6 protein-coding genes are annotated in these 12,258 nt (G+C 66.6%); 4 read left to right on the top strand and 2 right to left on the bottom strand.

Features of this window, described 5'->3' with window-relative positions; genetic code table 11:
• Positions 1 to 34 precede the first annotated feature (34 nt).
• Complete coding sequence (locus ETD86_RS12265) at positions 35 to 3,175, top strand: AfsR/SARP family transcriptional regulator (RefSeq protein ID WP_138666259.1); 3,141 nt, start codon at positions 35 to 37, stop codon at positions 3,173 to 3,175.
• A 207-nt stretch (positions 3,176 to 3,382) separates the two neighbouring features.
• Here ETD86_RS12265 and ETD86_RS12260 read toward each other — a convergent pair whose 3' ends face one another.
• A complete protein-coding gene (locus ETD86_RS12260) occupies positions 3,383 to 5,506 on the bottom strand; it encodes a tetratricopeptide repeat protein (protein ID WP_138666258.1) in 2,124 nt (707 codons plus the stop codon).
• 1,214 nt (positions 5,507 to 6,720) lie between these two features.
• Between ETD86_RS12260 and ETD86_RS12255 the strand changes: the two genes are divergently transcribed.
• Positions 6,721 to 8,292 (top strand): CDP-glycerol glycerophosphotransferase family protein, encoded by a 1,572-nt coding sequence (locus ETD86_RS12255; protein ID WP_138666257.1) that lies wholly within the window; start codon positions 6,721 to 6,723, stop codon positions 8,290 to 8,292.
• Between the two features lie 32 nt (positions 8,293 to 8,324).
• Here ETD86_RS12255 and ETD86_RS12250 read toward each other — a convergent pair whose 3' ends face one another.
• Complete coding sequence (locus ETD86_RS12250) at positions 8,325 to 10,457, bottom strand: tetratricopeptide repeat protein (RefSeq protein ID WP_138666256.1); 2,133 nt, start codon at positions 10,455 to 10,457, stop codon at positions 8,325 to 8,327.
• Between the two features lie 249 nt (positions 10,458 to 10,706).
• Here ETD86_RS12250 and ETD86_RS12245 point away from each other — a divergent pair, with 249 nt between their 5' ends.
• On the top strand, positions 10,707 to 11,084 hold the full coding sequence (locus tag ETD86_RS12245; RefSeq protein WP_138666255.1) for a hypothetical protein: 378 nt from the start codon (positions 10,707 to 10,709) through the stop codon (positions 11,082 to 11,084).
• A gap of 440 nt (positions 11,085 to 11,524) precedes the next feature.
• Positions 11,525 to 12,163 (top strand): TetR/AcrR family transcriptional regulator, encoded by a 639-nt coding sequence (locus ETD86_RS12240; RefSeq protein ID WP_170223037.1) that lies wholly within the window; start codon positions 11,525 to 11,527, stop codon positions 12,161 to 12,163.
• Positions 12,164 to 12,258 lie beyond the last annotated feature (95 nt).

Raw genomic sequence — 12,258 nt, 5'->3', positions numbered from 1 at the left:
GGCGAGGGGCCCTTTGATCACTGGAAGGACATTCATGGAGTTCCGAATACTCGGCTCCGTGGAGTTATGGGCCGACGGAGAAGCATGCGAGCTCGGCTCGGCCAAGGAACGGCACGTGCTGGCCGTCCTGCTTCTGACTCCTGGACAACCCGTGTCCATCGAAACCATGATCAACCGGGTTTGGGACGACGCACCCCCGTCCAAGGCACGCGAGAGCGTCCACAGCTATATCGCACGCCTGCGCAGCCGTTTGAACCGGCGGCTCGACAGCACCGGGGCACGGCTGAGCTCTCGTTCCGGCGCTTACGTGCTGGAAACCGACCCCCAAACGATCGACCTGCATCGCTTTCGTCGGTTGAACGCACAGGCACGGGCAATCTCGGACAGCGGGGATCCGGAAGACGCGCTGCGATTACTCCGGGAAGCGGAGAGCCTGTGGCGAGGCGATCCACTTTCCGGCTTGTCCGGGGAATGGGTGACGAAGCTGCGGACAAGCCTGGAGAGCGAGCATCGCGCCGCAATCGGCATGCGGCTGGCGATGGAACTTGACATGGGCCGTCACGCCGAACTGGTCGGAGAGCTGTACGGCCTCGTCCACCAATATCCCTATGACGAGTCGTTCGTCGAGCATTTGATGATCGTCCTCTATCGGTGCGGACGTCAGGGCGAGGCGCTGGAGGCCTACCATCAGGCAAGTCACCGCCTGGTCAAAGACCTCGGAGCCGAGCCAGGACCCGTTCTGCGCGGAACGTACGAGCGGATACTGCGTGGCGATTCCGATCTGGCCACACCGCCCGCACACCACCACGTTGCCGCAGAGCCACTCACTGACAATCTGCCTCGTGACATCCCGGACTTCACCGGGCGAGAGGCGGAGATGAGCCACCTGTACGACGAGCTGGAGCGTTCCCCTTCAACGGCGATGATCAAAGCCATAGACGGAATGGCCGGCGTCGGTAAGACAGCCCTCGCTGTCCACATGGCTCATGAGCTGGCAGACCGCTATCCGGATGGGCGGTGGTACTTGCATCTTCGCGCCCACGATCCCCACCAGCCGCCGATCGAACCCGCCCAAGGTCTCGAAGTCCTGTTGCGGCTCTTGGGGGAGGATCCTCAGCGGATCCCAGAGGCGCTGGAGCAGCGTGCCGCACTGTGGCGCGCGCGGCTCGCCAACCGTCAAATGTTGATCGTGCTCGACGACGCGGCCAGCGCCGACCAGGTGAGACCCTTCCTTCCGGGGAGGCCCGGTAGCCTCGTGCTGATCACCAGTCGGCGGCGGCTCGCCGGATTGGAGGGGGTACGCCCGCTCTCGCTGGACGCGCTCATGCCGCCTGAGGCGGCACTGCTCTTCCGCCGGATCGTCGGTCAGGAGCGACGGCTCGACGCCGGTGACGTCAAACAGCTCGTCCACCTTTGCGGCCACCTCCCGCTCGCGGTCACGATCATGGCGAATAAGCTTCGCCACCGGCCGGCGCGAGGTGTCGGAGACCTGGTGGTGAAGCTGTCACGCCCCAAGGGCCAGTTGGTTGAGATGTACGCGGGAGACAGCGACCTTCTTACCGCATTCGATCTGTCATACCAGGAATTGTCATCGGAGCGGCGGAAGGCGTTCCGCCGCCTTGGACTGCATGTCGGTGCCGACCTCACCATCGGTGCGGCCGCCGCGCTGATCGGATGCGATCCTACGCAGGCGGAACACGCCCTGGAGGAGTTGATCGACCGTCATCTTGTGGAAGAACCGAACTCCGGACGGGTCTGCTTCCACGATCTTCTGCGAGCGTACGCCCGGGAACGTGCCACCGAGGAGGAGCCCGCAGAGGAGCCACAGAGAGCTGTCCGCCGGCTCCTCGATTTCTACCTGTACGCCGCCGACCGAGCCGACCGCGTTCTCTATCCGCACAGGCGCCGCGACAACGTGAGTGTCTCGCACCCGCCCGATTCGCCGTCCGTTGACAGTCCGCGTTCCGCCGCCGAGTGGCTGCGTGCCGAGCGGGTCAACGTGCTGATGTGTGTGCATTACTCCGCCGAGCACGCATATCCCGTGCATGCGATCCAGCTTTCGCAGGCGATCGCGACGTACCTGGAACGCTCAGCGCACTGGGAGGACGCCGCCCGCGTTCACGAACTGGCCCGCCGGGCCTGCCAGGAAATCGGTGACCGCGGGGGAGAAGCACGCGTGGAACTCGAGCTCAGCCTCGTGCGAAGCCGCACGGGCCACTACGCCGAGGCTTTCGAACGCGCCGGCAAAGGCCTCAGCATCTTCCGCATGCTGGGCGACCGGCGCGGCGAGGCGGATACGCTCGATCATCTCGCCCGCTTGTCGTGGCTCTCCGGGCACAACCGGGAAGCGCTGGGATACGCGGAGAAGGCGCTCGCGTTGTTCTGTGCGATCGCCGACCGGCACGGCGAAGGCAATGCGTTGCTGCATTCGGGCATTGCGCTGTCGTACCTGGGACGCGCAGAGGAGGCCATGGGGGTCTTCGAGACCTCACTCGAGATCTCGAACGAGACGGGCGATATCGCCACGAAGGCAATGGTTTTGAACAACCTGGGCGAGCTGCATTTCAACCACGGCGACTATCGGAACGCGCTGGCGCTCTTCAGGGAGGCACTCGTCATTCTGCGCGAAGCGGGCTGGCGTCAGAACGAGGCCGTTGCACTCAATAATATTGCCAATTGCCTTGAGCGCGAGGGACGCCGCGCCGAGGCGCTGGTTTTCTACCGTGAGGCGTTGACAATATATCGGGAGACCGGTGACCGGCGGCACGAAGCCGACACACTCAGCAATATCGGATCGACTTATCTGGGCATGGATCTCAACGCCGAGGCGCTGATCCATTTCCAGAAGGCCCTTTCCATTGCGCGGGACATAGGCGACCCGTACGAATCGTCGCGCGCACTCCAGAGGATCGGTGACAGTCAGCGGCACAGCGGCCAGTTCACCCTCGCACGGGAAACCTACGAGCAGGCACTGACCCTCGCTCGTGAACTCGGCGACCCGTTTCTTGAGGCCAGCTCACTTCTGGGGCTGGGTGAAGCACTCCTGTGCATGCACGGAAGGAAGATCGCGGAGCGATCGTGGCGCCAGGCCCTCACGATCTTCGAGCGCCTCGGCGCTCCGGAAGCAGAATCCGTACGAGAGCGCCTCGACATCCCGAGGACGGCCGGTGCATAATTGCCCAAGATCTGCGGAAGGCCCGCTTACCAAACGAGTGGGACACTTCCTTCGGGGGCAGTATTTTGTGTCCACGACAACCCAAAGAGGGAGAAATGCCCCTTTTCATGTGGTTCATTATGATGGGATAACCAGGCAGTCATCCCATCTATCACATAAAGGCCATCGTCTACCAACGATGGCCTTTATCTATGTCCCCCAACAAACTTAAACATAACGGTCAAACGTATCAAGGCGTGCTTTGATCCTGACATATCCGATAGATCCGTCCTGGTCTATCGATTCCAGTGCCGCCTCGTACATCCGTCTCGCCTCGTCTCTCCGCCCGGTGCGCTCAGCCAGATTTCCCAGCCCCTCCAGGGCTGCTGCCATGCCGGCTGAAGACCCCAGCTCGGACATCGTCTCGAGCGCGGCGCGCAGCTCCCGATCCGCTCGGTCGTGATCTCCCGCAGCGGTATGGGCATAGCCGAGAAAGATCCCCACACGAGTCCGGTTGTAGGAGTCGTCCACGCCTCGTAGCAGGTGCCGCGCCCGCTCCAGGTGGACCACCGCATCCAGACCGCGGTCCTGTGCCAGGAGCACGCCCGCCAGATCCATCCGTGCTAACGCGGCCTTCCGGCCGGCACCCAACACCTGATATGCGGCGATCACATCCGTGAGCCGGGCGATAGCCGCATCGCGGTCACCGCGCCCAGCGGCGACCAGCCCGAGCCTGTGCAGCGAACCGACCTCCCTCTCCCGTTCACCGAGCCGTCGCCAGATCTCAAGCGCCTCCTCGAATCGCGCGACGGCCTCATCGCGGCGTCCGAGGGCATTGAGGCTGAGTCCCAGGCGGTTCAGCATCTTCCCCTCGGCGTACTGGTCTCCGCAGGAGCGGGCGGCGGCCAGTCCTGTCTCCTCCACTTCGACACGCTCCACGTGATGGCCCATGAAGAGGAAGAGTGCCCACATGGAGTCGGCGAGTTGCCACGCGGTCACCTCCCGTCCGCACTCGTACGCCAGGGTGACGGCGGCGCTCAAGTTCGCACGTTCTGACTCCAGCCATTCAAGCGCGTCCTCCGGACCGCCGAAGTCCGTCACCTCGGCGGGAGGCGGTTCGGCATCTCGCGGCAGCCCGGTGCGGTACGGCCGCAGCCTGCGTTCCGCGCACGCGGCAGTGGCGAGATACCAGCCGAGCAAGCACCCAACGGCGCGATCCCGGGTTTCACGCTGCTCCTCGGCCTCGACCAGCAGAGAAGCGTGCGACCGGACCAGCGCGTGATGAAAGCGGTAGCGCCCGTCGGCTATGTCCGTCAACAGGTTGGCGTCAGTCAGCTCCCCCAGCAGCCGCCTTGACTCCATCCTCGAGATGCCGGCCAGCGCGGCTGCCGCATCACCTCCGAACCTGTCTCCGGGGATGAGACTCAGCAGCCGGTACAGCCGGGCGGTATCAGGGCGGAGCGCGCGGTAGGAGAGGTCCAGCGCAGATCTCAATGCCACATCGTCTCCGATCGTCAATGCGGCCAGGGTCCTCTGCTCCTCGGCCAGCGCGGTGACCATCTCGCGGAGCGGCCAGTTCGGACGCGCGGCCAATCGGGCCGCCGCAACGCTCAAGGCCAGCGGCAGGCGCATGCACAGCTCGATCAGTTCGGAGGCCGCCTCGTACTGCTGTTCCAGCCGGTCGCTCCCCAAGGCGTCGCGAAGAAGGGCAAGACTCGCCTCGGCGTCGAACCGATCGACGTACACGCCGCGCACTCCCTGCATCAGCAGGCCCGCCAGCCGGTATCTACTGGTCACCACGGTGACGCTCGCCGACGAAGCCGGAAGCAGTGGCCTCACTTGAGCGGCGGTCATCGCATCCTCGAGGAGTACGAGAACCCTCTGGTCCTGAGTCACCGTGCGATACAGCGCCACCCGCTGCGGCAGCTCTCCGGGTATGAGATCCGTCGGGACGCCGAGGGAGTGGAGAAAGTCGCCCAGCACCTCGTGAGGGGCCGCCAGTCCGACGCCGGAATGCCCGCGCAGATCGGCGTATAACTGCCCGTCCGGGAAGTGCGGGCGAATCTGGTGCGCCCAGGCCACGGACAGCGCGGACTTTCCCACGCCCGCGGGGCCCGTGATCAACACGGTTAGCGGGACATCCGTCGCCTCCTCCCGCAGCGCGTCCAGCTGGGCGATGGCGGCTTCGCGATCGACCAGGCGCGGCCGTGGCGGAAGCTGACTCGGCACGGGCAGTGACACCGTCTCATGGAAATGGACGCCGCCAAATACGTCACGCGCCTGGACTAATGGACCGTGAATCACCCCTGTCACATCATTATGGACGGCATCGGGCGGCTTTCGCTTCACCATCACATCGTTTCGACACCAATCCCTGGCTGGATGTCGTCACCCCTCCGCACACGCTCATGCGGCTTGGGATAGAGACACATGAGCAACAATGACGGATCCTCCATGTGCACTGCAATCCTCCAGGGATTATGTACGGCAGGCGACCTGCATTCCACTGCCGCCGTAAATAGCGAAACAACATTCGCGTGACCGGCCATGCCTTTCCGGGGCTTGGCACCGGAGCCATCGTCTCGGTCACCTCTGCGAGCAGCCGGTCGTTCAGCCCGCCTCCAGCTCACGCAGGCCTCATCCCATGCAACCCGGCCACGCGCGCCGCGAGCGTCAGAATGGCCAGTGGCAGGCCCGCGCAGAGCCGTACCAGATCGATAGTGGTCTGGAGCTCGGCCACCGCGGGACAGACGCCGGCGGCCTGGGAGGACGGCTCCAGGTAGTCACCTCGTCGAACTGCTCCAGATCCAGGAAACGGCTCCGTCCAGGCGCAGTTCGGTGAGGTCATTACTCGTGGTGACCAGGATCAGGCTGCCAGGAGCCTTCGGGACGAGAGGCCTGACCTGCGTCGGTTCCGTGGCGTTCTCGATGACCACGAGGATCGGCCGGAGTCCCGCACGGCTGCGGAAGCTGTTGGAGCGCTCTGCCAGGTGCGGGGCATGTGCTCGTTCTTGATGCTCAGGCCACTGAGGCAGGAGCCCACCATGACACCAACGTCGGCGGGACCCTGACCGGCACCGAAGTCGGCGCAGACCACGTGAAGATCTCCAGCAGGGAAGCGGACGGCGGAAAGGTAGGCGAACTGGCGTACGGCGACAGGAGCAGGGATCTGCCGTGGGACCGGCAGCGGCGATTCAGCAGCCCCGCGCACACCGCCGTGCAAGTCGCCGGCCACCTGGATCACCGTATGGGCGTGGCCGCCGTACTCGTTGCCTTGCCGACTTGCTCGACGTCCTCGGAATCACGCACCTCACGCTCCCTGTCGGGCTCAGGCACATGATCGACGGAACCGTCGCTACTCGGCATGGGAGCCGTCGGCAGCCGGCATCAATCGGATGGGAGGATTTGCCTGGCGATAAGGTGAGGTCCTCAGTGGAATTGCGCCGTGCGGTTCCCAAGGTGTCCCGGTCGGAGTGGCGGTGAGCGGCGAAGGTTGGCTTCAGGTTCCGATAGGGCCGGAGGCTCGCCGTTGGCACACGATCTCACCTGCGCGCAACGTTCTCGCTGTGGCGCGTACGGTGACCACCGCCGGCCGGTTGCTGGAGATGCTGCCGCCGCTGTTTCGAGCGGATCGCCGCGTTCAGGTGCTGTTCACCGTCGGCGGCGGGTCGGCGTTCGACGACGGGGTTACCGATTACCTGCGCGAGGTCCAGGCCCGTACCGTCTCGTGGGCACAGGCCGTCGACACGCCGTTCGACCTGGCCATCTCCGCCAGCGCCAACGGCGACCTGCACCGGCTGAAGGCGCCGCTGCTGCTCGTGCCGCACGGCGCCGGGCACAACCGGCTCATCAGGTCGGCCGACGGCAAGAGGTCCGGGGTCTCAGGCCTTGCCCGGCAGCAACTGGTGCGGGAAGGGCGGGTGGTTCCGGCGGCCATCGCGCTGTCGCACCACGAGCAGGTGGCCCGGCTGGCGCGCGACTGCCCCGAGGCGATCCCCCGCGCCGTGGTGACCGGTGATCCGGTCTTCGACCGGATCGTGGCGAGCGCGGAGCAGCGCGACCGGTACCGGCAGGCACTCGGCGTCGGTGACGATCGCAAGCTGGTGCTGCTGACCTCGACATGGGGCGAGCACTCGCTGCTCGGCGCGAACGGCGATCTGGTGGCTCGCCTCGTCGCCGAGCTCCCCTTCGACGAATACCAAGTGCTCCTGGCCGCGCATCCCAACATCTGGTACGGCCATGGCGGTCTGCAGGTACGGCTGTGGTTTGCCGACGCTCGCGAGGCGGGACTGATGCTGCTGCCTCCTCAGCGGGGGTGGCAGGCGGCTCTCCTCGCCGCGGACGTCATCGTGGGCGACCACGGATCGGTCACGTTCTACGGTACGGCTCTGGGCCGTCCCGTCCTCCTCGCGTCCTCCGGACGTGAGAGCGAGGAGTTGGACCCCGACTCCCCCACGGCCGCCTTGTGCCGGGCGTTGCCCCGGCTCGATCCGCGGCGTGGCCTTCAGCGGCAGCTCGAGATCATCATGGCCGGCCATCGGACCTACGACGAGGTGACAAGACGGAGCCTGGGCATGCCGGGCCAGGCGGAGAGCCTGCTGCGAGGCCTGGCCTACCGGTTGATGGACCTTCCGGAGTGCGGCCCCGTCCCCGTCTCCACACCACCGGCTGAGCCGTTGGCGGAACGGGATGAGGTGCTGGCTTTCCTGGTGGAGACCGATGCCCGGGACACGTCGGTAGCTCTGCGTCGCTTTCCCATCGTCCCCGGGCACGAGCCGGACGACCAGATTCGGGAGATACATCTCATCGTGGATGCCCGCACACTGGATCGGCGGCTTCTGGAGAGTGCCGCGATCATCATCCGCGATGCTACAGCGCCGGGCTGGGCGGAGGAGACATTGCGTCGCTACCCGGGTTGTCATCTCGCCGCAGAGATCATCCATGCGAGGTTGGTTCACCTGACGCTGCGGGACGGGCGCCGGCTGCACGTCTCCGTATCGGGCCGTCCACCCGATCCTTGGTGCCTGCCGTCCGCTGTGTACGGCTGGTTGACGGACGGCCGTGAGCCGGAGGACATCGCCATCCAGGTGGGTGGGCAGGTAATCCGCACCAACGTCACCCCCCCCCGGCCCTTTTGAAGCTCGATTCAGCTCGTAGCCTCCAGGCAGGATCAGCTCGTGGCGGCCAGCCTGGCTCGCAGCACGTCGGCCTTGGGCACGTTGCCCGAGGCCAGGCAGACCGCAAGGGCTCGCCCCAGGTGTGCCCTGGCGCTCTCCCGGTCGCCGACATCGCCGGCCAGCTCGGCCAGCAACTCCCATGCCTCCATCTCGCGCACCGGCACACCGCTCTCGCTCAGGAGGGCCGCAGCCGTCTCCGCCGATCGCACAGCCCGCTCATGGTGGCCGAGCCCGCGATGGGCCTCGCCCAACCCTAGGTGGATCCGGCCCTGGCCGGCCCTGTCACCAGCTGGCATGCCGGGCAGCGCGCGTTCGAGGGCCGCGATCGCCTCGCTGTGCCGGCCCGCTCGGTTGTGGGCCAGGCCAAGATGGTAGCTCTGCAGGCCGACCCCTCGGGCGTTGCCTGCCTCCTCGTGAATGGCCAGCGCTGCGGCGAAATGCTCAACGGCCTCGTCCGGCTCGCTCTGGGCCAGGGCCGCGCGGCCCAGTGACTCCAGGACCACCGCCTCCATTCTCCGGTCGCCCGCCGCCAGAGCCGCCTGACGCGCGTGGCGGAGCTCCTCGCGCGCCTGATCGTAGGCCCCGAGCTCCACGTGAGCACGGGCCAACTGGTTGCGCATCCTGGCCTCCACGGCCAACTCCCCGATACGCAGCGCCGCCTCCACACCCAGCCGGTTGATCTCCAGCCAGTCCGCGTAGTAGCCGCGGTCATGATGGAACGGCCACAACGCCTCGGCAACCTGCCAGACGACATCGTCCCATTCGCGGGCTGCCGCCGCTCGTACGATGGCGAGCACGTTCATGCGTTCCGCGTCGAGCCAGTCGAGGGCCTCGCCGCGTGCCCGGAACGGCCGCCCCACGGCCGACAGCCGCCCCTGCTGGTCGGCTAGGCGCAGGCGAGGCCCCATCGCGGCGTCGGCGGCGACCACCTGTCCCAGGTACCATTCCGTCACCCGCCGCAGCGCCGCCTCCCGTTCCCTCGCGGACTCCCGTTGCCGCCCGCAACGAACCGCGTGCAGCCGGACGAGGTCGTGGAACCGATAGCGGGCCCCCTCGATCTCTTCGATGAGGTTGGCGTCGAGAAGAGAATCCAGCGCCCGATCCGCCCGATCCGCTCGATCCGCTCCGTCCGCCAGGACGACTCGGACCACGCCGAGTGGAAAGTCGGCACCGGGGATGGCGCTCAGCAGGCGGTAGAGGTGGGCCGCCCCCTCGGGCAATCCCTCGTATGCCGACTGGAACACCGCCTCGACGATCGCTCTGCCCTCCGTTGCCAGGTGATCGAGACGTCGATCGGCATCCACCAGGTCGCCGACCATTCGGGCGATCTTCCAGGCGGGACGTTGCGCCAGACGTGCTCCGGCCACGCGCAGCGCGATCGGCAGTCCGCCGCACAGTCGTACCAGCTCGCCGGCCCGATCGTGCTCCGCGGCGACCCGATCCTCGCCCAGCATGCCGGCGAGCAACGACACTCCCTGTTCCTCCTCCAGCGGTGCGATCCTGACCGGCTTGGCACCGGCGACGAGCAGTTCGCCGAGCTGGCGGTGGCTGGTCACGACCACCGCGCTGCCCGTGGAGGCGGGACACAGCGGAGTGACCTCGGCGGCGTGCTCGGCGTCGTCCACGAGCACCAGCAGCCGCAGGTCGGCCGTCAGGGAACGGAACATGCCCGCGCGCTCTGACAACTCGGCCGGGATCCACGACTCGTGAACGCCGAGCGCGCGCAGGAAGCCCGCCAGGACTCCGCTCACCTCCGCGCCGCCGCGATGACGCAGCGCCTTGAAGTCCACGTACAGCTGGCCGTCGCGGAAGCGCTCCTGCGCCTGATGCGCCCACAGGTGACTGACCGCGCTCTTCCCCACCCCCTTCAGACCGCTGATCACCGCGACCGCGGGTCCCGAGTGGAGAACGCCGTCGAGCAGCGCCAGTTCCTGGGTCCTGTTGACGAAATCGCGCGGCCTGGCGGGCAGCTGCCGGGGAATCCGCGCGGGGGACGGGGGTGGGCTACCGATGTTGACCGTCCCGATATTCCTGGCCTGCACTACTCCGCCGGACACCTGCCCGGACACCTCATTGCGTGTCCCGGCGTCGTTCGTTTCCTCGTCATCGCCGGGACCGTTCACCATGTCCGCCTCATCCGTGAACCGCCTTCACATGGCGTGCTTCAGGAATGTTCCCGCCAAGCCGGGTCGCCGCAAGGCCGCCACTCATTGTCAACAAATCCCTCTTTGTCCACTTTCAGGCAAATATGTCCGGATCAATGAAGGCGATGAGATGCTGCCAGTCATATCCAATCAGCAATTCACGCCGAGCCAAGCCCGCCTCTCGCGAACAAGTCCTACGCTGGAGGAAATCTCCTTCGCTAGAGAGGCGCGATGGACCCGAGTGTCATTCCCACCCTGGCAGCGGTCATCTCGGCGATAATCGGCGGTGCCGCGGGCGAAGCGGGCAAGAATGCCTGGACCTCTCTGACCGCGCTCATCCGCCGTCGCTTCGCCGACGACGACGCCGTCACTGCCGCCATAGAACGCGCGGAAACCCGCCCCGCCGAGGAAACGGCGGAAATCATCGCGGGCCGCGCCGCAACGGATCCCGCATTCGAGGAGGCACTCCACCGTTGGACCGTGGAGACCGCACGCCTGGTCCAGAGCAAGCACGACGTGTCGAACACGATCAGTGGCAATGCCCGGATCAGCGGCCCCGTGCTCCAGGCGGGCGACGTCTTCGGCTCGATCAACCTAGGTAAGCCATAACTGTCCGGCCTGGAGCCGAGCACACTGCTGGCAGACGGCACCGGGTCAACGACAGCAGACCTAAGGCGTGTCCCGTGGATCTTTATCGGGGATTCTCCGTAGAACATCCGTGTGGATGAAGAGTGTCTGAAGCGTCACGATCTGGCCCATGAGGAGTGGGAATGGCTGGTGCCGCTCCCGGTCGACCCGCGGTAGGGCGATCGATGGGCCGATCAGCGGATGGTGGTCAACGGCTGTGCTTCCGGACGTGGCCGTTTCTCATCGCAAGTGCCCTGTTCTGCAGGGTGTGTTGGGCGCGGGATGACTGGCTCACCCTCGGCGCCGATCCCATTGGCCCCGGCTCAGCCTGAGCCGCTCCGCCAACCTACCCGGTCTCCAGCACGTCCGTCTCGTTCGTCTCGGCTCCTGGCATTGCGCCGCCGGTGGCGCTTATTGCTCACGTGAGCAATAGCGGGCATGGCACCCGTGTGCGGCTCACCGCCGAGGCCCGGCGAGCCCAGATCGTGCACAGCGCGATCGAGGTCATCGCCGAGGAGGGCTACGGCGCGGCGACGTTCGCCCGGATCGCCCGGTACGCCGGGCTCGCCAGCAGCGGGCTGATCTCGTACCACTTTGCGGAGAAGGCGGACCTCATGCGCGCCGTCGTGACGGCGGTGTTCGGCACGGCATACGACGCGATCCGCCCGCGGATGGACGCGCAGCACTCACCCTCCGCGGTCCTGCGCGAGTTCATCCTGGCCAGCGTCGAGTTCTACGCCGCGCATCCGCATGCGATCGCCGCGCTCACCGCCGTACGCGGCAACCTGCGCCGGCCCGACGGCCGCCCCGAGTTCGGACCGGAAATCCACGAACCGGAGCTCGCCGAACTGGCGGGCTACCTGCACGACGCCCAGCGGGCCGGGGAGATGGTCGCGTTCGACACCCGTGTCGTCGCGGTCAGCCTGCGCGCCGCCCTCGACGGCGCGGCACTGGAGATGTCCCGGCCCGGACACCCAGATCCCGCCCACTACGGCCGCGAGCTCGTGCGGCTCTTCGGCGCCGCGACCGGCCGCCAGACGGAGGAGACATGCCCGCCCTGATCCTGTTCCTGCTGGCACCACTGCTCTCGGATCGACGGCTCCGTCCAGGACGGCAGCGCCCTCCTGCACTGGGACCACCGGACACACCCCACCGT

Source organism: Nonomuraea turkmeniaca (genome assembly GCF_005889735.1).
In the GTDB taxonomy this organism is placed as follows: domain Bacteria; phylum Actinomycetota; class Actinomycetes; order Streptosporangiales; family Streptosporangiaceae; genus Nonomuraea; species Nonomuraea turkmeniaca.
The sequence above is the reverse complement of the archived record's forward strand: the minus strand, read 5'-3'. Positions and strand labels throughout refer to the sequence as shown.

Bases quoted from the DNA above. Each gene is read 5' to 3' on its own strand.
- ETD86_RS12265 (WP_138666259.1), top strand. From the start codon at position 35: ATGGAGTTCCGAATACTCGGCTCCGTGGAGTTATGGGCCGACGGAGAA.
- ETD86_RS12260 (WP_138666258.1), bottom strand. From the start codon at position 5,506: ATGGTGAAGCGAAAGCCGCCCGATGCCGTCCATAATGATGTGACAGGG.
- ETD86_RS12250 (WP_138666256.1), bottom strand. From the start codon at position 10,457: ATGGTGAACGGTCCCGGCGATGACGAGGAAACGAACGACGCCGGGACA.
- ETD86_RS12245 (WP_138666255.1), top strand. From the start codon at position 10,707: ATGGACCCGAGTGTCATTCCCACCCTGGCAGCGGTCATCTCGGCGATA.